Source organism: Salinivibrio sp. PR6, assembly GCF_001995955.1.
In the GTDB taxonomy this organism is placed as follows: domain Bacteria; phylum Pseudomonadota; class Gammaproteobacteria; order Enterobacterales; family Vibrionaceae; genus Salinivibrio; species Salinivibrio siamensis.
This window is the reverse complement of sequence record NZ_MUFA01000026.1, coordinates 1-24780: the sequence shown is the minus strand read 5'-3', so window position 1 is coordinate 24780 and position 24780 is coordinate 1. Positions and strand designations below refer to the sequence as shown.

Annotated in this window: 24 protein-coding genes and 2 pseudogenes; 13 read left to right on the top strand and 13 right to left on the bottom strand. The window is 49.6% G+C overall.

What is annotated here, in order from left to right; all coding sequences use genetic code 11:
- Positions 1–2 precede the first annotated feature (2 nt).
- From BZG72_RS14935 to BZG72_RS14915, 3 genes and pseudogenes are all read right to left on the bottom strand, one after another.
- A pseudogene (locus BZG72_RS14935) lies at positions 3–253 on the bottom strand (transposase); the annotation flags it as partial.
- A gap of 739 nt (positions 254–992) precedes the next feature.
- Positions 993–1805: a hypothetical protein gene (locus BZG72_RS14925; RefSeq protein ID WP_077667160.1), complete on the bottom strand. Its 813-nt coding sequence runs from the start codon at positions 1803–1805 to the stop codon at positions 993–995.
- A gap of 786 nt (positions 1806–2591) precedes the next feature.
- Entirely contained in the window at positions 2592–3134 is a 543-nt protein-coding gene (locus tag BZG72_RS14915) for a copper resistance protein NlpE (protein ID WP_046075759.1), read from the bottom strand.
- A 261-nt stretch (positions 3135–3395) separates the two neighbouring features.
- Between BZG72_RS14915 and BZG72_RS14910 the strand changes: the two genes are divergently transcribed.
- The 6 genes from BZG72_RS14910 to BZG72_RS14885 all read left to right on the top strand — a co-directional run bounded on the left by BZG72_RS14910 (position 3396) and on the right by BZG72_RS14885 (position 8698).
- Positions 3396–4082 (top strand): type 1 glutamine amidotransferase domain-containing protein, encoded by a 687-nt coding sequence (locus BZG72_RS14910; protein WP_046075760.1) that lies wholly within the window; start codon positions 3396–3398, stop codon positions 4080–4082.
- A gap of 129 nt (positions 4083–4211) precedes the next feature.
- Positions 4212–4886 (top strand): response regulator transcription factor, encoded by a 675-nt coding sequence (locus BZG72_RS14905; RefSeq protein ID WP_077578372.1) that lies wholly within the window; start codon positions 4212–4214, stop codon positions 4884–4886.
- Positions 4883–6172, top strand: a complete 1290-nt coding sequence (locus tag BZG72_RS14900; protein ID WP_077667158.1) for a sensor histidine kinase — start codon at positions 4883–4885, stop codon at positions 6170–6172. The genes BZG72_RS14905 and BZG72_RS14900 overlap by 4 nt, the downstream gene beginning before the upstream one ends.
- Before the next feature lie 75 nt (positions 6173–6247).
- A complete protein-coding gene (locus BZG72_RS14895; RefSeq protein ID WP_077667157.1) occupies positions 6248–7006 on the top strand; it encodes a MipA/OmpV family protein in 759 nt (252 codons plus the stop codon).
- Positions 7007–7032: 26 nt separating this feature from the next.
- The gene (locus BZG72_RS14890; RefSeq protein WP_198930075.1) at positions 7033–8154 is read left to right on the top strand and encodes an alpha/beta hydrolase family protein; all 1122 of its coding nucleotides are present in this window, start codon (positions 7033–7035) and stop codon (positions 8152–8154) included.
- A gap of 64 nt (positions 8155–8218) precedes the next feature.
- Positions 8219–8698 carry a YaiI/YqxD family protein gene (locus tag BZG72_RS14885; RefSeq protein ID WP_069587832.1) on the top strand — a complete coding sequence of 160 codons (480 nt, stop codon included), beginning with the start codon at positions 8219–8221 and terminating at the stop codon, positions 8696–8698.
- 56 nt (positions 8699–8754) lie between these two features.
- Here the strand turns inward: BZG72_RS14885 and BZG72_RS14880 are convergent, their stop codons facing one another.
- Positions 8755–9657, bottom strand: a complete 903-nt coding sequence (locus tag BZG72_RS14880) for a LysR family transcriptional regulator (protein WP_077667155.1) — start codon at positions 9655–9657, stop codon at positions 8755–8757.
- Positions 9658–9832: 175 nt separating this feature from the next.
- Here BZG72_RS14880 and BZG72_RS14875 point away from each other — a divergent pair, with 175 nt between their 5' ends.
- The gene (locus BZG72_RS14875; RefSeq protein ID WP_077667154.1) at positions 9833–10702 is read left to right on the top strand and encodes an MBL fold metallo-hydrolase; all 870 of its coding nucleotides are present in this window, start codon (positions 9833–9835) and stop codon (positions 10700–10702) included.
- Positions 10696–11322: a DsbA family protein gene (locus BZG72_RS14870; protein ID WP_077638291.1), complete on the top strand. Its 627-nt coding sequence runs from the start codon at positions 10696–10698 to the stop codon at positions 11320–11322. The genes BZG72_RS14875 and BZG72_RS14870 overlap by 7 nt, the downstream gene beginning before the upstream one ends.
- 68 nt (positions 11323–11390) lie before the next feature.
- Here the strand turns inward: BZG72_RS14870 and BZG72_RS14865 are convergent, their stop codons facing one another.
- Positions 11391–12554, bottom strand: coding sequence for a DEAD/DEAH box helicase (locus tag BZG72_RS14865; RefSeq protein ID WP_077667153.1), 1164 nt, complete (start codon positions 12552–12554; stop codon positions 11391–11393).
- Positions 12555–12681: 127 nt separating this feature from the next.
- Positions 12682–12882 (bottom strand): hypothetical protein, encoded by a 201-nt coding sequence (locus BZG72_RS14860; protein WP_077578364.1) that lies wholly within the window; start codon positions 12880–12882, stop codon positions 12682–12684.
- Positions 12883–13216: 334 nt separating this feature from the next.
- Between BZG72_RS14860 and BZG72_RS14855 the strand changes: the two genes are divergently transcribed.
- The gene (locus tag BZG72_RS14855) at positions 13217–14404 is read left to right on the top strand and encodes an NnrS family protein (protein ID WP_077667152.1); all 1188 of its coding nucleotides are present in this window, start codon (positions 13217–13219) and stop codon (positions 14402–14404) included.
- A 304-nt stretch (positions 14405–14708) separates the two neighbouring features.
- Positions 14709–16190 carry a putative bifunctional diguanylate cyclase/phosphodiesterase gene (locus BZG72_RS14850; RefSeq protein ID WP_077667151.1) on the top strand — a complete coding sequence of 494 codons (1482 nt, stop codon included), beginning with the start codon at positions 14709–14711 and terminating at the stop codon, positions 16188–16190.
- 58 nt (positions 16191–16248) lie between these two features.
- Here BZG72_RS14850 and BZG72_RS14845 read toward each other — a convergent pair whose 3' ends face one another.
- The 4 genes from BZG72_RS14845 to cysP are packed head-to-tail and all read right to left on the bottom strand — an operon-like array spanning position 16249 to position 20192.
- Positions 16249–17376, bottom strand: coding sequence for a sulfate/molybdate ABC transporter ATP-binding protein (locus BZG72_RS14845; RefSeq protein WP_077667150.1), 1128 nt, complete (start codon positions 17374–17376; stop codon positions 16249–16251).
- Positions 17377–17379: 3 nt separating this feature from the next.
- Entirely contained in the window at positions 17380–18288 is a 909-nt protein-coding gene (cysW, locus tag BZG72_RS14840) for a sulfate ABC transporter permease subunit CysW (RefSeq protein WP_077667149.1), read from the bottom strand.
- A gap of 9 nt (positions 18289–18297) precedes the next feature.
- Positions 18298–19164, bottom strand: a complete 867-nt coding sequence (gene cysT / locus BZG72_RS14835) for a sulfate ABC transporter permease subunit CysT (RefSeq protein WP_077667148.1) — start codon at positions 19162–19164, stop codon at positions 18298–18300.
- Between the two features lie 23 nt (positions 19165–19187).
- A complete protein-coding gene (gene cysP, locus BZG72_RS14830; protein WP_077667147.1) occupies positions 19188–20192 on the bottom strand; it encodes a thiosulfate ABC transporter substrate-binding protein CysP in 1005 nt (334 codons plus the stop codon).
- Positions 20193–20436: 244 nt separating this feature from the next.
- On the opposite strand from cysP, the gene cysM reads away from it, so the two are divergent.
- The 3 genes and pseudogenes from cysM (at position 20437) to BZG72_RS16630 (ending at position 22988) form a co-directional block, all read left to right on the top strand.
- A complete protein-coding gene (gene cysM / locus BZG72_RS14825; RefSeq protein WP_077667175.1) occupies positions 20437–21330 on the top strand; it encodes a cysteine synthase CysM in 894 nt (297 codons plus the stop codon).
- Positions 21331–21689: 359 nt separating this feature from the next.
- Positions 21690–22448, top strand: a pseudogene (locus BZG72_RS16635) (PAS domain-containing protein); the annotation flags it as partial.
- A gap of 141 nt (positions 22449–22589) precedes the next feature.
- Positions 22590–22988, top strand: coding sequence for a methyl-accepting chemotaxis protein (locus BZG72_RS16630; protein ID WP_443508089.1), 399 nt, complete (start codon positions 22590–22592; stop codon positions 22986–22988).
- A gap of 62 nt (positions 22989–23050) precedes the next feature.
- Here BZG72_RS16630 and BZG72_RS14815 read toward each other — a convergent pair whose 3' ends face one another.
- The 3 genes from BZG72_RS14815 to BZG72_RS16540 form a co-directional block, all read right to left on the bottom strand.
- Positions 23051–23488 carry a YeeE/YedE family protein gene (locus tag BZG72_RS14815; RefSeq protein ID WP_077667146.1) on the bottom strand — a complete coding sequence of 146 codons (438 nt, stop codon included), beginning with the start codon at positions 23486–23488 and terminating at the stop codon, positions 23051–23053.
- A 15-nt stretch (positions 23489–23503) separates the two neighbouring features.
- The gene (locus BZG72_RS14810; protein ID WP_077667145.1) at positions 23504–23929 is read right to left on the bottom strand and encodes a YeeE/YedE family protein; all 426 of its coding nucleotides are present in this window, start codon (positions 23927–23929) and stop codon (positions 23504–23506) included.
- A gap of 186 nt (positions 23930–24115) precedes the next feature.
- On the bottom strand, positions 24116–24780 hold a 665-nt coding region (locus tag BZG72_RS16540), incomplete at its 5' end, for a methyl-accepting chemotaxis protein (protein ID WP_274532478.1).

Genomic DNA, 24780 nt, shown 5'->3' with positions numbered 1-24780 from the left:
CTGACGGCTGCATTGCGAGGATGACCGTTCTCCCAGTACCCGCATTGCTGCGCGGTGGAATGGTCGGTTTGATGCCTTTTTTCTTGAGCACCTGATGACAGGCTTTCGTATCGTAAGCGCCGTCAGCACAGACTTGGGCGATTTTTCGGCGTAACGGGTTGAGCAGCGTAGGTAGGGCTTCATTATCGCCCACAGACGCTAAGCTAACGACGGCAGAAATCATTTCATGTGTACTTTCGTCAATCGCAAGGTGATTCTGATGGGGACACATGGCGACGGTAAACCAGCATAAAGCTGTGTTGTTTATTTAGAAAGCACAATCCACCTATACTGCTGGATAGTTTGTGCTTTAAGGTTTAAAGAGGCTGACAGTAATACAATCGAGTATCGGATTACTGTCTATATCCCAATTCAACGGCACAAGTCTGCGCCGCAGTTTGCATTGTAAGACTGGGTTTCATGTTCTCAGAGTGGCAGATGGGTACAATGTAAACTGTATCCCCTTTTGCAGGGTGTTGGTCATTTTGGTCTGTAACAACGTGCCCACCGATAAGGCGGAAACTGCAGGCTTTCCCGGTAGCGCTTTGCATCGGAGTAGGAGCGCCACACGTGCCGCCGTACAGCTTAATCCAGGAATTGTAGCCACCGGGGATATTGTCTCCTGTCGAGCCGATGACATTCCAAAAGTCTGTGCCCGCCGCAAAGTTGGTTGTCCCAAGGTACGACGATTGCACTATCGTCTGTTTGGATTCCATTCCCTGCATTTGTTCATCAGTAGTGTCCATGCCTGATTGTGTACTGCAGGCACTAATTGTCACTAATGCGCTTAGTAGCATTGCTTGACCAGCTAGTCTATAACCTATCATTCTCGTCTACCTTTCGTATGTTTATCGGGATTAGCGAAGATGTAGCTCGAAGCCTATGACGGCATCTATAGGAACTCGTGGATATGGTGCCTACACAGCAAGGCACCAGAAGTATTAGAGTGAAAGTTAGGCGGTCATTTCTTCTAACTTGTCTGTGTGTTTGGCCAGTTTGGAGCCAAAGTCACCTAGATCGATATCCATGACATACTTCTCAGCTCGGTCGCCTAGCTTCTGAATAATTTGGTCTCGGACGCGTGCATAGACATCATCAACCAATTCGGCTTTACGTGCCGACCCCCAAAGCTCAGTGCTTTGGTCTTTCCAAGTGAACCATAGGAAGCGGTGAACATGCTCTGTGGCTTTGAAAAACATACAGGCTGAGGTCATTACGACATTACTCCCACTGTACGCACAGGGCCCGATTTGGAAGTTAGCGTCTTGCTTGGGGTTTGAGACACTATCAAATAGGTTTGCAGCATCTTCATTACCATCTGCTGATAATGAATCAAGAACAGCGCTCATCATGCCAGCAGCAGAGACATCTACCTTTTTGATAAGTTTGATTACTTCTTTCGATATTTCAAATCCTTGGCTGGATGTTTGTATTTTTGAATAGTCCCAGCTAGGGAAATTCCAGCCAATATTATTCAGCACTTCATTGTACAGCTGGTACCAGCCTTTCGGATCCGTTTCAGGATCGTGCTTAGCTGTCGCGGCGAGTTGGGCAAATAGGGTGGAGTTGAGCACGTCTGCTCTGAGCTGTTCAGGCAAATCCTTGGTGAAAGAGACGACGGAATTGGCGCTAACGTTTGCTGATTCTTTGTTGTCTTTTGGCGCAGCCTTGGTCCGGCGGGCTGCTCCTTCTGGGATGATTGCTGAATCAAGGGTTGCTAATTCTAATGATTCGATATAGCTGTGAAGGCTTTTTAAATCTTTCATGTCTAGTTCCCTTACTTTGTGTTTCGGAGGTATGAGTCTTAACACTCAAAGTGCAGACGAACTTAAATCTAGACTATAAATCAAGACACGCAAGTGATCTTTGTCACAGTGATACCTGCCTGTGTTGTTAATTATAATTAACTGTTTTTTCTAATTTTTTATTTGTTTTTTTAGGTAAGACAATGTTGTGTATGGTGATTTTTGTTGTCTATTTTTATTTGCTTTATGCGGAGACTGTCTACGCAAGCGAGAAAAGCTCTAATTTAGAATGCGACTAAATGGGGATATAAAAAACTTTTATGGAGCCGTGTCAGCAAGTTCATTGTTTATGAGATATAGACTCTTGAGGTTTTAGGATAAAATGAAAAAAGTGTTTAAAGCTACGGCTTTTTTTGCTGCGGCTGTATGCGTAGCTCTGGCTTTACTTGTGATCATTATTGTCAAGATTTCGCCAGCTGAGGAAGCATCAGAGGGTCAGATGGTTGGWGATCTCATTTGGTATGCTGCACCTGACGGGGGGAGTCGGATTCAGAATTCTGCAGAGTAAGCACCCCCAATTCCGTGTTAAAATCATGATGAATTCGCCAGATACCCTCTACCACGAAGGCATATTCGAATATCAAGGTATCAAGGTATCAAGTTAGATCATGTCGAACTGTCTGATCTTGGTGGGTATTTCGGCGACAATATTCACTTAACAAATGGAGAAGAGGTGAAGCCTGTTAAAGGTTATGATGAAAAGGGCCTGTAACCTGCCAAAACAGCCGATCACAGACCTTCGGTAGATTACTGCTTTTTCAGGTGATACATCTCAGCAAGGTCGCCTTCGATGGTTTCGCCATTCATGTCTTGCATGATCACCTGGTTTTCCGCCACAAAGAAGTGGTTAGGGCTGTCAGTCAGCCCTTCAAGGATGACGACACTGCCTGTTTCATCCCACTTGAAGGTGCCTGATTCTTTAAGAGCTTCTCCCTCTTTGCCCAGATAGGTTTTGGTGAGTGAATACGTGTTGTCTGGGTTCAGTGTTAGTGTGGTATCAATACCTTCACAGTCGGCGCAGGGCACCACACCTTGATACGTACCGTTCCAGTCTAGTGATGTTTTTGCATTATGATGATCAACCATTTCAGAAACGGTGTTTTCTGCGCTATCGATGGCGTTTTCTGCACTATCCATCGCTTGCTCTGTGCCTTCTTTCACTGCATTTTGGGCGTCGTCTAAGCTAGATTCGACTTGCGATTGCGCCTCTTGTGGTTCGTTGGTTTGCTGTTCACAGCCAACCAGTGCGACAACCAGTGCCAGTGGTGCAAGTAAATAGGTTTTTTTCATGTTTACCTCGTTTAATTAATGTTTAAAGGCTAAATCGTTGCTGGGGGCCAGCGATGAATGACTTCATGATAGGCGTTTGCTGCGCTTAGGTGTCATTATTGCGCTAGCATTAGGTCAGCGTTAGACAATAAACGTAAAAAAACCGTCAACTGATGAGAGTGATCTAAGCGACCACCTTTTACGTTAACACTCATGTCTTGTTAGTCTACTCAATGAAAACCAAGCAAATACTACCCAAACGCGTGACAATAAGGAGCGATGATGCAACAACACAAAATTTTGATGGTGCTGACATCTCACGATGCCATGGGCGATACGGGACACAAGACAGGCTTTTGGCTTGAAGAGTTCACCACCCCTTATTACGCGTTTAAAGATGCTGGAGCGAGCATTGTAGTTGCCAGCCCGGAAGGTGGCGCAGCACCGATTGATCCGAACAGCGAAGCGGAAGATGCGCAATCGGAATCCACACGCCGGTTTGATGGCGATGCGGAGTTGCAAGATATGGTTAATAACACCGTCAAGCTGAGCGATGTGAATGCGTATGAGTATGACGCGATTTTCTATCCCGGTGGACACGGTCCATTGTGGGACTTGGCGGAAGATCCGACATCTCGTCAGCTGATTGAGACCTTCTATTATCAGGGCAAACCCGTTGGTGCGGTATGCCACGGCCCGGCAGTGTTCCGCCATACGCGTTCAGATCGCGACGAGCCACTAGTGAAAGGGAAACGGGTCACCGGTTTTACCAATGGCGAAGAAGCCGCCGTTGGCTTGACCGAGGTGGTGCCGTTCTTGGTTGAGGATATGCTCAAAGAAAACGGCGGTCTTTATGAGAAAGCGGATGACTTTACCTCGTATGTGGTTACTGATGGCAACTTAGTCACCGGGCAAAACCCGGTGTCGTCTGAAGCCTGCGTCAATGCGGTGTTGGCATTGCTAAAGTAAGTCATATGATAGTCTTTCGATAAAAGCGCCTGCGGGCGCTTTTTTTGTATCGGACGAGATTAAGTGGGGTGTATTTTATCCAATGGATTCGTGTAGATTAAAAACGACACGGATAGAAGAGCACGCCGCATGAAAATACTCATCATTGAAGATGACCACGATCTCAGCTTAGCGATGTCAGAATATTTAGAGCTGCATAATATCGACTGTGATTTTGCCTATAACGGCGAAACGGGGATCCAGCTTGCCAGCCAGCAGACGTTTGATTGTGTGATACTCGACAATATGCTGCCCAACGTTCAGGGTATGGCGGTTTGTCGTGAGCTGCGTGAGCAGGGGATTGATACCCCGGTGTTAATGCTGACCGCGTGCGGCGCGGACGCCGACCAGCTTGAGGGCTTTCGCGCCGGCGTGGATGATTATGTGGTCAAACCTTGCACCATGCCTTTGTTGCTCGCACGTTTACAGGCCTTGCATCGACGTCATCAACCGGTACGAGAGTGTATTACCATTGCTGATCTGACGATTTACCCCAAAGAGCATATCGCGTCGCGCGGTGATACGCCGCTTAAGTTGACCCCTATCGGTTGGAACATTCTGTTGCTACTCGCTCGCCGCTCACCCACTGTGGTGTCCAAAAGCGATATTGAGGAGGCGATTTGGGCCAGCGATGATGTGCGCCAAGGAACCATTAACGTGCACCTTCACCATTTGCGTAAAGTGGTTGATAAACCCTTTGCTAAAACGCTGATCCATACCCATGTCGGTATTGGTTTGTCCCTTTCTGAGGCCGCGCCGGTATGAGCCAAAGCTCTGTTCGAAGCCTCGCCGCGCAATCGCGTCGCCAGCTTGTGTTCATGGCGGTGGCGATCTTTATCGGGTTGTTGGCACTTGTCACCGTGTTTAGCTTTTATCAAATCAGTCAGGCAGGCAAAAACTACATGCGGCTCGATGCTATCAAGCTAGAGCAGAAGCTGGCCGCCGATCCTAACTATCCATTGCCCCAAAGCAACACTGTTAGTGCGTATCGAGATTGGCAGGCTATCCCGACATCGGTGCGTGATTTGTTTTCCTCAGAGCCGATACAACCCGATGATCCAATTGAAATACAGCGCATTAATGACAGTGGCGCGCGTGAGTATGGCTACTTGTTGTACTCCGACCATCATCTATCCCAAGGCCTGTATTTGGTCGAGTTTGAAGCGGCAGAAAAAATCGAAGCATTAGCTGCCATGATTGTAGAGCGCTCTTTGGCCGATGCCAGCGTGTTAATTGCCGCTTTTATGCTGGTGCTTGTCACCGTGATTGGGCTGTTGTTTAACAATGCATTGAAGCCACTCAAAGAGTTGGTGGCATGGTCGGCGCGGGTAAAAACACACCCTGACCAAGCCATCGATGTGCGCTTTTCGGTACGTGAAGTTAACCAAATTGCCGACCACTTGATGGCCTCGCTGCAACAGGTGCGTGAGCATAACCAACGGGAGCAGCAGTTCTTAAAGCATGCCAGCCATGAACTGCGCACGCCCTTGGCGATTATGCAGGCATCCTTGGATACTTTGTCACTGCGCATCGATGACAAGGATGTCAGTTATCCGGCCTTGCAGCGTGCCTCGCGTGCCAACACTAATATGATGGCGCTGTCTGAATCACTGCTTTGGCTGGCACGGCAACATCCAGATAAGGTTCGCCAATCAAAGGTCGATCTTGGCTCGCTCTGCGCAACCCTCGTGGATGAGCTGGCGTATCTTGCTGCGCATAAGCCAGTGACTGTCCATATCGATAATCATAGTGATCCCATTTCTATTGAGAGGGAATTGTTTCGTATTGCGAGTACCAACCTGATTCGCAATGCGCTCACCTACAGTGCGCCCGGCGCGATTGAGATTAAGATCACCAACGGGCAGTTTTCGATTGCCAACCCTATTGATTCAGACGTGGATGAGAATCAGATCGGATTTGGCCTAGGTCTCCAGCTTGTTGAGCGCATTGCCGGACAGCTCAACTGGCATTTTGAATTTCAATGTGACGCTCAGATGGCGAAGGCGGTTATCAATTGGGAAGCCGCGCACAAAATGACGGGAGAGTCTTAAGGTTTTCTTAATACCGGTTGTTTCAAGATAAGGGCGAACTCTCAGTTACTATTTCGCCATTATGGAGAATCGCCGGTGAAGCCATTTACTACGCTTATCTGTCTATTTTTGACCTTGGTGCCCTTAGCCGGGCATGCGCAAACCGACAGTATGTCCGCGGATAATTATCTGACTGTCGGCCTGGTCGGCTATACCGAGCCGTCGATTTATATAGACGGTGAAGATGGCCAAGACATTGAGCTGGTGGTTGAGGCGCAATGGGAGGGGATTTTTTATCGCAACGATACCCTAGGTGTATATCTCGCCGAGGGCGACAGCTGGTATGTGTCGGCGGGTGTGGGCGACGATGTGTTTGGCGATCACGCCCGCGGTGACAGCAAAACCCTCAAAGATATGAAAAGTCTCGATAAGGTGTATACCGCTAATCTAACCACCGGCTGGATAACGTCGGTGGGCTATTTTGAGCTCGGTTACCATCATGATATCTCGGATAATCATAACAGTGGCGCGGTGGTGGGCCGCTATGGAGCGCCGATGGAGCAAGGCCAGTGGGTGCTTGATCCTCAAGTGTCACTGACTTGTGTGGGTCGCGCGGTGAGTCGTTATTATGTCGGCGTGTCAGCCCAGGATGCCAAAGCTGGCCGACCCACTTATCAACCTGATCAAACCTGCAAATTCCAATCCGACCTCAACCTCTATTACACGCTTGGTCGCGCGCATCACCTGTTGTTGGGGGTGAGTTATCGCCACTATGACGATGAAGTATCAGACAGCCCTATTGTCGATAGAGACGATCTTTGGTCGTTCAATACCGGCTATTTATACACCTTTTAGTGATAATGGGGTGGAAGGAAAAGGCGATGAAGTGGCTAAAGCGAGGTTTGATAGCGCTGGTGCTGATAGGCACGTTTTTGGTCATAGTCATGGATGACCCAAACGCGGGGCTAAAGCGTCAAGCCATTCACTTTAACACAGGCGATAATCAACTCACGGGTGAGTTAATTTTACCTTTAGGTTCTGAGAGCCCGAATCAGTGTGTGGTGTTTGTGCATGGTTCTGGTGACGTGCCGACCGATGCGTTTGGTTATTACCTCCCACTTTGGCGAGTATTAGCGGCGAATGGGTGGTGTGCGTTGTCTTGGGATAAGCCGGGAGTGGGAGAGTCGAGCGGGGATTGGCGGTCGCAATCGATGCAAGATCGGGCCGATGAAGTCGCGGCGGCGATTCGCTATTTGCGCCAAACCTTGGGGCTAAAGGATGGCAAGCTGGGGTTGATGGGCTTTAGTCAAGCTGGTTGGGTGATCACTAAGGTGGCGCACCAAGTCGAAAACATCGATTTTCTGATCAGTGTCGGTGGAGCAGTCAACTGGATGGCGCAATCCGAGTATTCTGGACGTCAACGGCGATTAGCCGCCGGATACAGTGAATCCGCTATTGCGGCCGAGCAAGCTGCCGAGGCGACAGTGGATGCCTTGATCCAATCCGGCGCGTCGTATCAGCAGTACCTCAACCACGTAAACTCGAATGGCAACGCGCCCATGAGCGAGGCCTTTTGGCAATTTGTACAACGTAATTGGGCCTCGGATGTGACTGCTGATTTAATCGATCTCGACGTGCCCACGTTAGCGTTGTTTGGTGCGCGGGATGCTTATGTCGACTCAGATAAAACCGCTTCTACGTATCACCAGCTGCTTGCTAACGCGCCGCTGCCGTTTTATCACGTGCGTGTGTTTGAAAAGGCCGACCACAGCCTACTGCGCACCGACAACATCGCCAATGCACACAGTGAGCGTCACCGCTGGTTAACTCTGGCACGAATTTGGTGGCAAGGGGAGGCAGCGTTTGCAGATGGCGTGATGCCATGCTTAACGTCTTGGCTAGCGCAGTTTGAGAGCGGGCGGCCAACACAGACTAATATCTGCGCGCCTGAGCAGCTAAGCGATGTAAAGCCAGTACTAAACGCGGATACAACACAGGGGTAACGTTTCAATTTGCGGTGAATTGGGGTTTAATGCAGGCATTGACGCTAACGCTAAGAGAACCAGCATGCAAATATGGGTAGACGCGGACGCTTGTCCGGTCGCGATGCGCGAGATGATAGTGCGCGCGGCACACCGAACGCACATTCAAGCCACCTTTATTGCCAACCAGTTTATTCGTTTACCGCCGTCGCCTTACGCCAGTTCACGTCAGGTCGAGAAGGGCTTTGATGTGGCGGACAACCAAATTGTTGCCGAGGCAGAGGCGGGCGATTTGGTGATCACCCAAGACATTCCGCTGGCGGATGAAGTGATTGAAAAGGGCGTGACGGTGATTAACACCCGCGGCGAATTGCTGACCAAAGAAAACATCCGCGCCCGGCTTAATATCCGTGATTTTATGGAAACCATGCGCAGTAGCGGTGTGCACACAGGTGGGCCTGCTCCGCTTGGTCCGCAGCAAAAACAAGCCTTTGCCAATCAGCTTGATAAATGGCTGGTTAAAGCCCAGCGTTATCATGCTGCGCGAGCAAAATCGTCTGACTAAGTCTGCGCGCTTTTTCTCTCACTAAATAGCTCGCCTTACTCAATTTTTTCTGCTGACTAAATAGCAACCGGTGCCCACTCGCGATTGGCGAAGTGGGCAATCAGCGCATCCAGCAGCGCACGCACCGCTGGTGGCTGGTTGCGACGTGACGGATACAAGGCGTAGATATCCATTGCCTTGGGTTGCCAATCGGGGAGCACAACCTCCAACTGACCTCGCGCAATGGCACTATGAGCCAGATACACCGGCTGCATGCTTACGCCCATGCCCTGAATGGCAGCACTGAGTAAGGTGGTCGCCTCGTTAGCTGAGAGCTTACCTTGAACTTCAACCGCGGCGTGTTCCTCACCTTTGTCTAAATGCCAAATCGGTCGATCAAACTGCTTGTAACTGAGACAGCTATGCGCGGTGAGATCTTCCGGTGAGCGGATCGATGCATGGGCGGCTAAATAATCCGGTGCTGCTACCAAAACGGAATCACACGCGGCGATCGGACGACCAATTAGGGAAGGGTCGGGGTTGGATGCAATGCGGATGGCTATATCAATCCGTTCCGCAATCAAATCGACGGCCTTGTCTTGCACTTCAATATCTACATCGACCCCGGGGTGAGCGGCCATAAAAGGCTTTACCGCGGGGATCAGTTGCGCAAAACCAAACGACATACTGGTGGCCACCCGCACTTTGCCAGTCAAGCCCGCGTCTTGTTGCCATTGCTGTGTCAGGGCATTGGCTTGCTCAACCCATTGCTCCAGTTGCGGCAAGCTTTGCTCGCCGGCGGAAGTTAATGAAACCTTGCGCGTGGTGCGCTGTAATAAGCGCACACCTAACCAGTCTTCCAGCGCTTCGACATGGCGAGTCACCATGGGGCGTGACATCTCGAGACGCTCGGCAGTGGCGGTAAAACTTTGCGTTAGGGCGACATCTACCATGACTCTTGCCGCAGTAAGTTTATCCATGAGTGTGCTCCGAGGTTGGCTATAAACAATATCGATCGTGTGATGAATGGCGAYGACGCATCAATATGATCGAAATATGAAACAATGATGCAAATTATTAGCTATATATCCGAACAAGTCGAGCCCGTAAACTGCACAGCATCTCAACACCGAATGCAAACAACGGAGCACGACGATGAAATTGATAAAAACCCTAGCCGCCTCTTTATTACTGACCGGCAGCGCAATGGCAGCAAATAATGCTGAACCCTTGAACTTAGACGTGTATAACGCGGATGGTAACAGCTTCCACGTAAACTCAACCTTGGTGTATGGCGAAACCGAAGCCATGGTGGTTGATACGGGCTTTACTAAAGCAGACGCGCTACGTATTGCTGCTAAGGTGCTGGACTCTGGGAAAGCGCTGACCACTATCTTTATTAGCCAAGCAGACCCAGATTACTATTTTGGTGCGGAAGTGCTGCACGGTATGTTCCCTGATGCAAACGTGATCACCACACCGGCAGTGCGCGCCACCATTGCAGAAAAACTGGATGGAAAAATGGCATTTTGGGGCCCAAAAATGGGTGACAATGCGCCGCAAAATCCCGTGGTACCTGCTGCGTATACCCGTACGTCATTGACACTGGACGGTCGTAAAATTGAAATTCGCGGCGCGAAAGGCGAGTTGGCGCACCGTCCGTATCTTTGGATCCCAGCCAACAAAGCGATCCTCGGTAACGTCGCTGTGTATGGCAATGTTCACCTTTGGATGGCAGACGCACAATCCGACCAAGCACGTGAAGGTTGGGCCGCACAACTAGAAGAAATGGCAGCACTGAAACCTGAAGTGGTGATCCCAGGCCATATGAAAGCAGGCACGGCACTAAACGCTGACACCATTACCTTTGCCCAGCAGTATTTGCAAGACTTCGCCGAGGCGAAAGCAAACAGCGAAGACAGTGCTGAGCTGATTAAAACCATGCAAGCGAAATATCCGAAAGCGGGTTTGCCGATGGCTTTGGAAATTGGTGCCAAAGTACATATGGGAGAAATGGAATGGTAAACGTCCACTATATTTTTGACCCAATGTGTGGCTGGTGCTTTGGCGCCGCCACCTTGATTGAAAGCCTGAGCAACACCCCTGAGATTAATTTGCAGCTTCATCCAGGTGGCATGCGTGAGCGTGCGCCGATTGAAGACAGCTTTCGTCAACACATTTTGGCGGCAGATCAGACCATTGCCGATCAAACCGGACAGACATTTGGTCAAGCTTATCTTGACCGCGTGGCAAGCGACCAGCCGGTAATTTTGGACTCCTTTATTACCGCGCAAGCCATCCTCGCTGCTCAGCAGCTTGATGGTCAGGGGGCAGAGATGCTGAAACGCATCCAGCGTGGCCATTATCAGCAAGGTCGCTCCGTCTATGACGCTGACACGCTCGCAGAGCTTGCCAGTGAGATGGGGATAGAGGCAGAGGCTTGGCAACAGGCGATGAATCGCGCCGAAAATGACGTGATGCCCGCGGTGAATCAAACCCGTCAATTGATGGTAGCGCATGGCTTACGCGGTTTTCCATCCATGCTGGTGGAGCAAAACGGCCAATGGCAAGCCATCACAGTGAGCCAATACTATCGCCGCCCAGACGCATGGCAGGCGCTGTGGCAAACACTGACTCAGGCATAAAGCCAACAAAAACGGCGAGCACCAGGCTCGCCGTTTTTATTTTGTTGCAATCATAGTCTACGTATTCGTCACTTAGGCGCAGTCAGCGGCACCGGCTTTTTGGGCTCAAAGCCTTCGATGATGCGACGTTCAAGTGGGTGCCCGAGACGTGCTTCAATCATACGCAAGTTTTTGGTGTTGTCTTTTGATACCAATGAAATTGCTTCGCCTTGAGCACTGGCGCGACCGGTACGGCCAATCCGATGGACGTACTCATCGGCGGGGAAGGGCAGATCATAATTAACCACGCGCTCGAGCGACTCAATATCAATGCCGCGTGCGGCGACACCGGTGGCAATTAAAAATTGGATGTCACCGTTTTTAAAGTCTTCCAGCAATTGGGTCCGCACGGCTTGGCTGCGTCCACTGTGAAACGCTTCCGCAGCAATGCCACGTTTTTCTAACTGGGTGGCGAGCTTGGCGGCGCCGTGCTTGGTTTCGATAAAAATCAACGCTTGCGTCCAGCCATTCTCTTTGATTAAGTGACTCAGTAGGGCGGATTTCTTATCTTTATCGACTGGAATACACCATTGAGTAATGTTGTCTTTCGAGGCATCTCGTGCGGCAATGCTGATTTCTTTGCCTTCATCGCCAATGGTCGCTTTGGCCAGATCGCGCACTTTATTAGATAGCGTGGCCGAAAATAGTAAGCACTGCGTGCTTGCCGGCAATCGGTCTAGAATATGTTGAATCGCATCAATAAAGCCCATATCGAGCATGCGATCCGCTTCGTCGAGAACCAGCACTTCTACTTCATCTAGATAGACGGCACGTTGGCTGAGTAAATCCCGTAGACGTCCTGGGGTGGCGACCAAAATATCGACGCCGTCGATCAAGGCTTGCTTTTGTGCCTGCTCGTCCATGCCGCCAACCATCGCCAAGGTTTTTAGCTCAGTAAACTGGCTGTCTTGACCTGCGCTCTCTGCCACTTGCAGGGCGAGCTCACGAGTGGGAGCGATGACGAGAGCGCGAGCACGTTTTTTGCGCCCAGCTTCACCGGCAGATAATTTATCGATGATAGGCCAGATAAAACTCGAGGTTTTCCCCGTGCCCGTTTGTGCCGCGGCAATCAGATCATGCCCTTGTTGGATAACCGGAATCGCTTTGGCTTGAATGGACGTTGGCGTGGTAAAGCCGCGTTGGGCAATGGCTTGGCAAAGTGGGTCGCTTAAACCCAGTTTTTTAAATGGCATAACAGACTCAACAAACAAGAAGCGTGTGTCCGCGTTACTGCACAGACACACTGAATGGCGTGGAGTCTAGCACGAACCTTACAGTAGCACGACGCAAAATCTGTTGGTGTTCTAGGAACAGTTTGTTCTAGGCCGCGTACTTTCTGAGCTCATGAGGATATACACGCATGCCATTGAGGGTGTTTTCATAAACAGCTTGCTCTCGAAGGTAAGACCAAACATGAGGCTCTGTCCCTGTTTGTGCCGCTAATCGATCGATAACGGCGTCAATATGTCGGCCCGCATAATCTTTATGAGGGGTAAAAAGTTCCTTAATCGCAGATAACATAACACGCTCCTTATGTGTAACTAAATTACATATTGGTATATTTAGAGCATAGTTCGTGTTTCATTTGTGATCAATGTTTAATTAATATCTGTATTAAATGACAATGTTGTAATTAATTTTCAGTAGCGTGGTTCTATTTAGTGGTTTGGGTTTCTTCTTCTATTGACGGCCTTGACCGAGTGACACGACAAGACGGAAATCGGTTACTCAATAGATATAATAACCCTATTTTTTGTAGCACATTAAAGTGGTTTGGATTTGTTTAATATCAAAGGCAGTGTTTTCGTGTGTGCTAGGGTGACATCATCGAAATTCTCCTATGGAGTGCTTTACCATGCTACTGAATGTCACCGACAAACAAAAAGAAGATAAGATCCCACCGTTGCTCCGATTGGGCTTTCGGCCCTTCTTCCTCTTTGGTGCTCTTTACTCATGTCTGGTTATTATTATATGGAGTGGGCTTTACACGCATCCTGGAATGGTTTCACTGACCGTTCCCTCCCTTTGGTGGCATGCCCACGAGATGCTGTTTGGGTTTTCGATGGCCATTGTCGGTGGGTTCTTAATGACGGCGGTGCAAAACTGGACGGGTGTGCCGGGTACCCGAGGGCTGAAGCTTTTCGCCATTTTTTCATTATGGCTGTTGGCGCGGTTGAGCTTCTGGGTGGATGTCCCGATTTGGGCGAGCCTAGTACTTGATACCCTGTTTATGGCCTGCGTGGCATGGTCGTTGGGTTATCGCGTGGTAGTGACTAAGCGTCAGCGCAATTATCTATTTATTCCTATTTTAGCGGTGGCGGCTTTGCTTAACGCATTGTCTTACGGCGTACTGTTAGGGGAAGTCTCACTACCTATTAATCAAGTTTGGCACAGTACCTTGTTGTGGTTCATGCTGCTTATTAGCGTAATGGGTGGCCGTGTGATCCCGTTTTTCACGGAGAAGAAGTTGGGTATACAGGTGTCCAGCCCACCTGTGTGGCTAGAGCGAGCGATTATCGCTCTGTTTGTGCTACTGATTGGCGTCACTTTGGTGTCCGGCACTGATAACATGGTCGCGCGTGGGTTGCTGCTTACAGCGGGTATTGCGCAATGTGTTCGGCTCTACCGCTGGCAAGGTTGGAGAGCGTACCAGGTACCAATGCTGTTCTCGCTGCACCTATTCTATCTCTTTTTACCACTTGGCTTGTTATTAAAAGCCTTGGTGATTAACCCCTGGGCATCAAATCTTATCTGGCACTTATTTGCGATAGGTGCGCTCGGTGGCGTTGTCTTGGCCATGATTGTGCGAGTCACGCTCGGCCATACTGGGCGCAATGTCTATCAAGGTCCCACTGTTTCTTGGCTCTTTTATGCCTTACTCATTTCAGCCCTCGTCCGTGTATTTGGCATGTGGTTTTGGCCCGTTTATACCCTAGAGCTGGTTGCTGTGTCTGCTCTGCTTTGGACGATCAGCTATGGTTGGTTTGCGGTGCGATTTGGCCCCATGTTGAGTCAAGCACGCGCAGATGGCGCGGCGGGGTAATGTATGACGCTTTACCGGATTGTGTTGGATTGATGCTAGGTAGTTTAACGCCTAATCATTGATGAGATGGCTGATATAGATGGAAGGCGTTTATCAATTAGTAGGTTGTTTATTGTCGTTTTTTCTAGCGAACAACTAACATTAGACCTAATATGCAGTTACACACTTTAAAAACGCTGTCTCATTTTTAATAATGGATTGAAAGAGGTCGGTTTTATTGCCGCTTCTTTCATTTTGCGTCACGGTGGGCGTGAGGTAGGGTGTTGCAAGAAGGTTGAATGGACGTCATCGCACGGGAACCACAATGAAAAAAACGAACTACTACGCACTGAAGCTGGCGTTTATCTATTTCTTTTTTGCGACTTTGTGGATCTTATTCTCCGATCGCGTGGTGACTGCGTTGGCAACGAATCTAGAGATGCATGAATTAGCACAAGCATTTAAAGGGCATTTCTTTGTGGTGGTGACATCGATTATGCTCTGGAACCTGGCAAGAAGGAATCACCTAGCGTTAGAGCGAGCGAGTGACATTGATAGTGTCACAGGGTTGCACAGCCCGTCAGTGTTTATGCGTCATGTGGATACCTTGCTTGCCCCACGGGAGCAACAAACCTCGTATGTTTTGGTGATTATCGACATTGATGGGTTTACATCACTCACCAATAAACTTGGGTTTGAACGTACTAATCACCTGCTGTCTGACATGGCTCATGCCATTGAGGTATCAACGCTATTCGATAAACTCACGTCGCGCGTCCATGCAGACCGCTTTGCCTGCCTTGTAGCGTTAGACGGTGCCAGCGATATGGCCCTTTATATTGATAGGTTGCACCGTGAGTGTCATCGTCATTTGCAACGATACGATCAAAAAGCCACTTGCTCGATAGGGGTGGCGTTATTTGGGCCAGATGGTGACGATGCCGCCACCTTGATGACGGCGGCTACGCGCGCCCTGAATGATGCCAAAAAGCGCAAAGGGGCGATAACGTATCATGATATTCATTTAACTGAGCAAGCTCAAAAGCGTAGGCAGCTCGTTTCCGCACTCAGGATTGCAATCAATAACAAAGAGATTGAGGTTGTCTTTCAGCCGCAATATCGCTTGGCATCAGGCGAGCTAACCGGCTTAGAAGTATTGGCGAGATGGACCCATGAAACCTATGGTGTGGTGCCACCGAGTACGTTTATCACGCTTGCCGAAGAGCAGGGGTTTTGCGAAGACCTAACGGCGCTCGTGCTCGAAAAAGCTGCCAAGCAGTTACATGATAGCGGTCTGTTGGGAACTGTCATTCAGCGTGTGTCGGTTAATATTTCTGCGGTTGAGTTTAATAGTGAGAGTGCTATCCGGCGTATTGATGACTACTTGCAACTGAATCCAGAATTCGCGCGTTACCTGTGCCTAGAAATAACCGAAACCGCGGCACTTGATGATATTCTTGAGTGCGCACGAGTGGTTGATACGCTCAAACGCCATGGCGTGGCTTTCTCCATTGATGATTTTGGTGTGGGATATACCTCTTTAGGGATGTTTAACCGAATCAACGTCGATGAGATCAAGATTGACCGTAGTTTCATCCAATCGATGGAAACCGACAGTCGTGCCAAAGCGATCACTGCAGGTATTATTGATATTGCCAAACGACTTGACATTAACGTGGTGGCTGAAGGCGTGGAAACGGACACTCAGCTTGCATTGTTGAAAAGCTTTGAGTGCGAATATGCACAAGGTTATTACCTAGGCTACCCTTCTTCGCTATCCGAATTGAAAGTGGCGATGTTTGTTTGAAAGGCGGATACTGAGTAGAGAGTTGATAAAGCACCGCCAAGATTTACCCGCAAAACCATTAAATATCGTATACCAAGCTATCTTTCGCCAAAAATGGCCAATTAAGGCGTTGTGGCTCCATGTCAGTGCCGTTGAAAAAGTATCCGCGGTGCGGCATCGCATACACGGTATCGCCCTTTTGATACGCTGCGGCTTGCCACGCATGATGGGTCAAGGTGGCCTCCCACAGTTGTTCACTCTCCCAGCCTTGTGGAGCGAGTGAAACCCGCACCTCGGCACCGACTGGATTGATAGAGACCACACGCATGGGCAGCGAGAGTTGGCTATTGGGTTTATCGGCCAGAGTTAACTCATGGCTGCGCACATACAAAGTGCCTGATTGTTGGGTGTGCGTGTTTAATGTGGGTTGGATAAAGGCATTGCCATTTTTCCAGACGCCTTGTTGATAGGCGCCGGAAAAGACATTTACATTCCCCAAAAAATCAAAGACAAAGCGACTTTTCGGCGCAGCATATAGATCAACCGGGCTGTCGACTTGTTCAATTTGACCGTTACTCATCACCACCACGCGATCCGATAGTTCCAGTGCTTCGTCTTGGTCGTGGGTAACAAACACACTGGTAAAAGCCATTTCATCATGCAGTCGGCGTAACCATTGACGCAGCTCTTTGCGCACTTGTGCATCTAATGCCCCAAATGGCTCATCAAGCAATAGGATTTCCGGCTGTGTCGCTAACGCTCGCGCCAGCGCGATACGCTGCTTTTGCCCGCCTGATAATTGTTCGGGATACCGCTGGCCCAGGTGGCTTAACTGCACGACCTCAAGCAGTTGATTAACCCTTTGTGTCATCGTGGCCGGTGAAGGACGCTCGCGACGCGGCATCACTTGCAAGCCAAAGGCGATGTTCTCTGCCACCGTCATGTGTTTAAACAAGGCGTAGTTTTGAAAAACAAACCCGACACGGCGATCTCGCACATGAACGCGGGTGACATCGCGCTCTCCAAACAGGATCTGGCCGCTGTCACTGCTTTCTAATCCGGCAATAATGCGCAATAACGTGGTTTTCCCGGATCCTGAGGGGCCAAGCAGCCCCATCATTTCACCTTGCTCAATGGTGAGTGATAACGGCGATAACGCTTGGAATTGGCCAAAGTGTTTGGTGATATCGTTCAGTTGAATGCGCATGGCTTACGGCTCACTCTGGTTCGTTTGTAAGGTTAAGTGGGCAGGCGTTGATGCACTGCTTTCATCCATCGGCGCGGTACTGGCGTGCACACGATGCTGACGCCATTCCACCAAAGCTTTTAGCGCCAAGGTGGCGAGAGCCATAAAGGCAAGTAATGACGCACAGGCAAACGCCGCTTGGGTTTGGTAGTCCTCATAGAGCAGCTGTACCTGCAAAGGCAGGGTATTGGTTTGACCGCGAATGCTGCCTGACACCACAGCGACCGCCCCAAACTCGCCGATGGCGCGCGCATTAGTCAAAATGACCCCGTAGATGAGGGCCCACTTAATATTGGGCAAGGTGACGCGGCGAAAAAGCTGCCACCATGATGCGCCTAACACCACCGCCGCTTCTTCCTCTGCTTGCCCTTGCTGTTGCATGAGCGGGATCAGCTCGCGGGCGACAAAAGGGCAGGTAACAAAAATAGTGACCAACACAATGCCGGGTAGGGCAAACATCACTTGAAGATCATGCTCAAATAGCCATGCGCCTAGCCAGCCGTTACTGCCATAAAGCAGCAAATAGAGTAAGCCTGCGACCACGGGCGATACGGCAAACGGGATATCAATCAAGGTGGTGATCAGTTTTCGCCCCGGAAATTGGAAGCGGGTGACGGCCCATGCCAACATCACGCCAAATACGAGGTTGATGGGCACCGTGAGAATGGCCACCAACAATGTAAGGCCAATCGCGTGGCGGGTATCCGGTGCGAGTAAATGCTGAAAATAACTTGTGATGCCATCGGCGAAGGCAATGGAAAAGATGCTCACCAGTGGCACAACCAACACCAGCGCCACGAGCAGCAGCATAAGCGCGATTAAACTGCGCCTGATCCATGGGGTATCACCGATTCTCACCGTGTTTGTACTCATAAGGTGTCCTTATCGCCCGTGAATGCGCTTTAAGTAGCGACCTTGCCAAAGGTTAATGGCAAACAACAATGACAGGGATACCATCAAGATCACCGAGGCAATGGCGCTAGCCGCTGGGAAATCAAACTCTTGCAAGCGAACAAAGATCATCAGCGACGTGATCTCGCTGACGTAGGGCATATTGCCAGCAATAAAAATCACCGCGCCAAACTCACCTAAGCTGCGGGTAAACGATAAGGCCACACCGACTAACAACGCTGGCTTGATGGTCGGCAGAATAATCCGCCAAAATACCGCAGCGTCGCTCGCCCCGAGCACAGTACCGGCCTCTTCTTCCTCTTGGGAAATTTCCTCCAACACGGGTTGGACGGTACGCACCACAAACGGCAAGCTGGTAAACATCATGGCAATCACGATCCCAAGCGGCGTGTAGGCAACTTGGATACCGACGTTAGCAAGCACACTGCCTATCCAGCCGTTATCGGCGTACAGGGTGGCGAGCGTGACGCCGGCAACGGCGGTGGGCAGAGCAAACGGCAAATCAACCAGCGCATCGACGAAGCGTTTGCCTGCAAAGTCGTATCGCACCAGCACCCACGCAAAGAGTAGGCCAATCACACCGTTTAATAATGAGGCAATCAGCGCCGCACCGGCCGTGACTTTATAACTGGCGACAATCCGTGGGTCAGTGATGGCAAACCAGTATTCTTGCCATGTCATTTGGCTGGTCTGCATGATAAGGCCGCTGGCCGGTAACAGCAGAATCAAGCTGATGAACAGCAAAGACACGCCCAAACTGATGCCAAACCCGGGCAGCACGCGCTGCTGACGTGCTGCCCAAGGGATCGATTGGCGTTGATACGATAGCGATGGCATAGCGTCTCAATACCTAGAAAGCATTAACGGCGTTGTAGTTGGTCGAGTTTTCCGCCACTGGCAAAATGCGTTTTCATGGCCTGATCCCAACTCCCTGCGATAGCTTCTACGGTCAGCAGTTCGACTTCAGGGAAACGATCGGCATGGTCTTTGACCACGTCAGGATGATGGACGCGGTAGTTAAAATCGGCCAGTAAGCGTTGTGCTTTTTCGCTGTAAAGGTAAGACAAATACTCGGTCGCCAGCTCAGTGGTGCCGTTGCGTTTGGCGTTGCGCTCGACCACGGCGACGGGGAACTCGGCCAAAATCGAGGTTTTAGGCACCACAATATCGTATTTATCACTGCCATATTGCTGGCGGATATTGTTGACCTCTGATTCAAAGGTGACCAGCACATCGCCAATTCCGCGTTCAACAAACGAGGTGGTTGCGCCGCGGCCGCCGGTATCAAACACCGCCACATTGGCGAGAAGCTGTTTCAAAAATTGGTCTTGCTGCTCGGTGTTATCTTTGCCGAATGCCTTTTGTGCATAACCGAGTGCGGCAAGGTAGGTATAACGGGCGTTACCAGAGGTTTTTGGGTTTGGGAAAACAGAGGCTACGTCGTCCTTGGCTAAATCATCCCAATTTTCAATGTTCTTTGGGTTGCCCTTGCGCACCAAAAACGCGGTGGTTGAGTAGTACGGCGAGCTACTGTTGGGGAAATTCTCTTTCCAGTTTTTGTCGATCAACTTGCCGCGATCGTACAACACCTGCACATCCGTGACTTGGTTGAAGGTGACCACATCCGCTTGCAGCCCTTGCATGATGGCGCGCGCCTGCGCCGAGGATCCACCGTGCGACTGCTTAATGGTCACCGATTCTCCGGTTTTTTCTTGCCAGTGCGCTGCAAACAGCGGATTGTAATCAGCAAAAAGCTCACGTGCGATATCGTAAGATGAATTCAAGAGGGTTTGCTCGGCGGCAGATACCGGCGCCGCGCTGGTGGCAAGCAAGGCCGAAAGAGCCAGAGTTTTGAATACCTTCATTGTTAAATCCTTGATGGCCGTTTGTTGCTGTTATCAGCAAAGAAAGTTGGGATAGGTCACAGAATAAAAGCAATTGAAGGGAATAAAAAACAGTTTAAATATAACCATTTTGTATATGTTAGTGAAAAAATGTCTGCGTGTCGTGTCAAGCCTCCTTGTAGGATGTGGCGATAGACAGTGTCTTATGCGGTGTTGAGAGCATCCATCAGGCAGGCAATTCATGAAACATGCAGAGGTAAACAACGTGGCTGATTTCCCCACGCTTGAAGATTATGTGGGTCAGACCCCTTTGGTGCGCTTGCAGCGCCTAGCCGCAGCGACAGGTAGCACTGTTTTAGTCAAACTCGAGGGCAATAATCCGGCCGGTTCGGTGAAAGACAGACCCGCACTTAATATGATCGTGCAGGCAGAAGCGCGGGGTGATATCCAACCCGGCGATACCTTGATTGAAGCGACCAGTGGCAACACAGGGATCGCGTTGGCGATGGCGGCGGCGATTAAAGGTTATCGACTGATTTTAATCATGCCTGAAAACGCCACACAGGAGCGCAAAGATGCCATGCGAGCCTATGGCAGTGAGTTGATCCTCGTCTCTCAAGCGGCGGGGATGGAGGGCGCTCGCGATTTAGCTTTATCCATGCAAGCACAGGGTAAGGGCAAAGTGTTGGATCAGTTCAATAACCCGGATAACTGGCAGGCGCACTTAACGGGTACAGGGCCAGAAATTTGGCAACAAAGCCAGCAACAAATTACCCACTTTATTGCCAGCATGGGCACCACAGGTACCATTGTGGGAACCTCAAAGTACTTAAAAACGCAAAATTCCGCGATTAAAACCATTGGTTTACAACCGACAGAGGGGAGCGCGATTCCTGGTATTCGCCGCTGGCCAGCTGAATATCTTCCCGGCATTTATACCGACGAGCACATTGATGCAGTGATGGACATTTCCGAGCAAGATGCGAAAGAGACCGCGCGCGCCCTAGCCAGAGAAGAGGGTATTTGTGCGGGGGTTAGCTCGGGTGGTGCGGTGTTTGCGGCCCTGCAAGTCGCCAAAGCCGAACCCGGCTCTGTGGTGGTGACCATTGTTTGCGATCGCGGCGATCGGTATTTGTCGTCGGGGTTGTTTTCTTCGTAATAGTCAGTCGGCATCTCATTCAATAGTATGAGTGCAATGGGTGGCGCAATAAGTATTACACCATTCATTGATACAGTGGCTGCTTTGTTGGATGGTTTGGCAAACTAAATATACAAAAAATAATTATTCATCCTATTGTTTAGCATAGTTTTTATTATTTACTTACATAATTGACACCTATCATGCTTGTTCATTAAAAAGTCTGACTGGTGTAACCATGGTGATTCGCTATGCTATTTGATATGACGCGAATAGACGTCATTTAACATGCTCTCAAGCGCTCATGTGGATTGGCTAGCCACAGCAGATGAGAAGCGCAAAGAGCAAAAATATGGGCCTAGAGGTAATAGGGAGCCACCATGATGTTTAATCAAACAAAACGCTTGCTTGCCGAGAGTGAGAAAAATAGAGAGCATCTAGAGATAGAGCTTGATGCGATAAACGAAAGTGTTGCCACCATTACATTCTCGACAGATGGAACTGTCCTTAATTGCAACCAGTTGCTGTTGGATATTATCGGTTATGAGTTTGAAGAGGTTGTCGGGCAACACCACTCTGTGGTCTGTTTTCCTGAAACCTCGCAGTCTCAAGAATACCGAGATTTTTGGGCGCGGCTCGGTCAGGGTGAAAGGCAAAAGGGAGTTGTCCGGCGCCGACATAAAAACGGTAACGAAATTTGGATGGATGCGACCTATTTTCCGGTTAAAAACAAGACCGGAAAAGTGATTAAAGTCCGCAAAATCGCGTCGGACGTGACGCGGATCCACCAAGAAAAAACTAAAAAAGAGGCCTTATTTACAGCCCTTGATCGTTCAATGGCGGCCATCGTTTWTACTCCCCAAGGCAACATTATCCATGCTAACGATAACTTTTTAGCCACAGTGGGATATGAATTAGATGAAATCACAGGGCAACATCATCGCATGTTTTGCGACGCCGATTTTTATGAGAAAAATCCGGATTTCTGGGCAGAGCTAGAAAATGGACAATTTAAAAGCGGGCAGTATCAACGCCGTGATAAATTTGGCAACGAAATCTGGTTAGAGGCCACCTATAATCCAATATTCGGTGATAGTGGGCGTGTTGAGAAAGTGGTGAAATTTGCTTCAAATATAACCACTAGCGTGCAGAAAAGCCATGCAGTTTCACAAGCTGCTGAACTCGCTCATCACTCTTCAGCCGCGACACTTCAACATGTTGAGGGTGGTAGTGCCTTGCTCAAAGAGGCCGTTGACATTACGAGTCATGTCACAGAAAAAATGCAATCCACGGCAGAGCAGCTCCATCAACTGACTGAGCATGCACAGAGCATTGAAGAGATTGTCACCACCATCAATCAAATTGCCGAACAAACCAACTTACTCGCCCTGAATGCGGCGATTGAAGCGGCACGAGCCGGCGAGATGGGCAGAGGGTTTGCCGTGGTCGCTGACGAGGTGAGAAGTTTAGCCAAACGCACCAGTGAATCGACAACACAAATCGCAAATGTTGTCGATGAAAACAGAAAATTAACTCAGGGGGTGAGTGGGTCGATGGAAGAAGTCGTCGCAGAATCCGAACAGAGCCGAGAAAAGATTACGTCAGCGGAAGCCGTGATGCGTGATATTTATGCTGGTGCTGAGGAAGTCTCAGATACGGTTCAGCGCCTCGCCAATTAGTATGGAAGACTAGCGCCCTAATAAAAATAGATAATTAGGGCGCATAATCCCTTGCTAGATCTTTAAGCGTTTAATGGGGAGGAGGCAGGTGGCTGCTGAAGGTAGGCGGCAAAACGCATACTAACGAGCATGCTAATCATAAATAAAGCAATTGGGAGCGATCCTGAGCCAATGGCCGTGATTGCTGGGCCTGGGCAAAGTCCAGCGAGTCCCCAGCCGGCGCCAAAGAGTAATGCGCCGCCGACGAGCTTTTTGTCAATCTTTCGCGTTTTAGGCAGGCAAAATTGATCGGCCATTAAGGGTTTTTTCTGCCGACGCACGGCCAAAAAGTAGCCGGGAACAAAAACCAGCAGCGCACCACCCATCACAAACACAAGGCTGGGGTCCCACTGGCCGAATACATCTAGAAAGCCAATCACCTTAGACGGGTTGGTCATGCCTGACACCATCATACCCACACCGAAGATAAAGCCTGAGAGTAGAGCAACAAGGCGGAACATAAGCGATAAACGTCCTTAAAGGTGTAAACGAACAAAAACAGTGACAAAGGCAGCACTCATAAAAGTAAGCGTTGCCACAATAGACCGTTTCGACAAGCGACCCATACCACAAATACCATGACCGCTGGTACAGCCGTTTCCGAGCGTTGTTCCTGCCCCGACCAATAATCCTGCGAGTACGGCAACCATAGGTGTTAATCCCGGTGTAAGGCTTGTGTAGTCGGGCAATTCGAAGCCAATGAATGGCATTAAGACGCCGGCAGTGATCATACCCAGCAAAAACAACCCTCGCCATTGTGCCTCACGACCGCGTGATGACAACGCGCCTGACACTATACCGCTGATCCCCGCAATGCGACCATTGAAAGCTAATAGTGCCAGACAGGCTGTGCCCACAAGCATGCCACCAACTAAGGCTTCCCATGGAATTTGAAATGTCATGATTTTCCTTTCAGTGAGTCAAAACAGGTTACGATTAAATCAGACACGCAGCATACTGAGGTTTTAATATAAGTCAATGCTAATTTAGTTTTTGAGTAAATAGATGGCGCGAGTGTTGGCTCTTGGGCTTCTCGGCGTTCTAGCTCTCTATGTCATTCAACAAGGTGGCCAGTTCATCGATGCTTTTCACTGTGCTTTTACTAATTCACTGATTTGTTTACTCGATTGGTGAGAGCTTTGGGCTAACTGACGAACCTCATCGGCGACCACGGCAAAACCACGCCCAACCTCACCCGCGCGAGCAGCCTCGATGGCGGCGTTGAGTGCGAGTAAGTTAGTGCGCTCTGAAATGTTGTTGATGGTATCAATGATTTTCATGACCTCTTGGCTGGACTGAGAGACGGACTGCATTGATGTTTGTGTTTTTGCGACGGTTTTACGCCGCGTACTGATATCGATACCGAACATGACATAATTGAGTATGTTGCCGGATAAATCTTTAAGTACACAGATTCTCGCATCAATCGCCAGTTGGTCATGTTGACCATCAAACTCGATCAACGCCGAAGCATGCCCTTGTTTATTAATCGCTTCTTTTAATTCGTGAGTAATTTGATGATAAATAGAACGTGAAGCCTCCTCACATGACTTGTCAATCTGCCCCAGCGCCTCTTCAAATAAGGGGTTCACGGAATCAAGCTTGCCAGTAGCGTCAATCTCCATAATGACGAGCGCGCCGCCAATAGCATCCAGTTTGCGGGTGAAATCTAAATAGGTTTGCTTGACTTGCGTAATATTGGCTTGTACCGATATAAAATGGGTTAGCTGGTTTTGATTGTCCCATACAGGAT

Bases quoted from the DNA above. Each gene is read 5' to 3' on its own strand.
- BZG72_RS14885 (WP_069587832.1), top strand. From the start codon at position 8,219: ATGCAAATATGGGTAGACGCGGACGCTTGTCCGGTCGCGATGCGCGAG.
- BZG72_RS14925 (WP_077667160.1), bottom strand. From the start codon at position 1,805: ATGAAAGATTTAAAAAGCCTTCACAGCTATATCGAATCATTAGAATTA.
- BZG72_RS14850 (WP_077667151.1), top strand. From the start codon at position 14,709: ATGAAAAAAACGAACTACTACGCACTGAAGCTGGCGTTTATCTATTTC.
- BZG72_RS14810 (WP_077667145.1), bottom strand. From the start codon at position 23,929: ATGACATTTCAAATTCCATGGGAAGCCTTAGTTGGTGGCATGCTTGTG.
- BZG72_RS14815 (WP_077667146.1), bottom strand. From the start codon at position 23,488: ATGTTCCGCCTTGTTGCTCTACTCTCAGGCTTTATCTTCGGTGTGGGT.
- BZG72_RS14865 (WP_077667153.1), bottom strand. From the start codon at position 12,554: ATGCCATTTAAAAAACTGGGTTTAAGCGACCCACTTTGCCAAGCCATT.
- cysT (WP_077667148.1), bottom strand. From the start codon at position 19,164: ATGCCATCGCTATCGTATCAACGCCAATCGATCCCTTGGGCAGCACGT.
- BZG72_RS14915 (WP_046075759.1), bottom strand. From the start codon at position 3,134: ATGAAAAAAACCTATTTACTTGCACCACTGGCACTGGTTGTCGCACTG.
- BZG72_RS14860 (WP_077578364.1), bottom strand. From the start codon at position 12,882: ATGTTATCTGCGATTAAGGAACTTTTTACCCCTCATAAAGATTATGCG.
- BZG72_RS14880 (WP_077667155.1), bottom strand. From the start codon at position 9,657: ATGGATAAACTTACTGCGGCAAGAGTCATGGTAGATGTCGCCCTAACG.
- BZG72_RS14890 (WP_198930075.1), top strand. From the start codon at position 7,033: ATGAAGTGGCTAAAGCGAGGTTTGATAGCGCTGGTGCTGATAGGCACG.
- BZG72_RS14870 (WP_077638291.1), top strand. From the start codon at position 10,696: ATGGTAAACGTCCACTATATTTTTGACCCAATGTGTGGCTGGTGCTTT.
- BZG72_RS14875 (WP_077667154.1), top strand. From the start codon at position 9,833: ATGAAATTGATAAAAACCCTAGCCGCCTCTTTATTACTGACCGGCAGC.
- BZG72_RS14845 (WP_077667150.1), bottom strand. From the start codon at position 17,376: ATGCGCATTCAACTGAACGATATCACCAAACACTTTGGCCAATTCCAA.
- BZG72_RS14900 (WP_077667158.1), top strand. From the start codon at position 4,883: ATGAGCCAAAGCTCTGTTCGAAGCCTCGCCGCGCAATCGCGTCGCCAG.
- BZG72_RS14905 (WP_077578372.1), top strand. From the start codon at position 4,212: ATGAAAATACTCATCATTGAAGATGACCACGATCTCAGCTTAGCGATG.
- BZG72_RS14910 (WP_046075760.1), top strand. From the start codon at position 3,396: ATGCAACAACACAAAATTTTGATGGTGCTGACATCTCACGATGCCATG.
- BZG72_RS14855 (WP_077667152.1), top strand. From the start codon at position 13,217: ATGCTACTGAATGTCACCGACAAACAAAAAGAAGATAAGATCCCACCG.
- cysW (WP_077667149.1), bottom strand. From the start codon at position 18,288: ATGAGTACAAACACGGTGAGAATCGGTGATACCCCATGGATCAGGCGC.
- cysP (WP_077667147.1), bottom strand. From the start codon at position 20,192: ATGAAGGTATTCAAAACTCTGGCTCTTTCGGCCTTGCTTGCCACCAGC.
- BZG72_RS16630 (WP_443508089.1), top strand. From the start codon at position 22,590: ATGCAATCCACGGCAGAGCAGCTCCATCAACTGACTGAGCATGCACAG.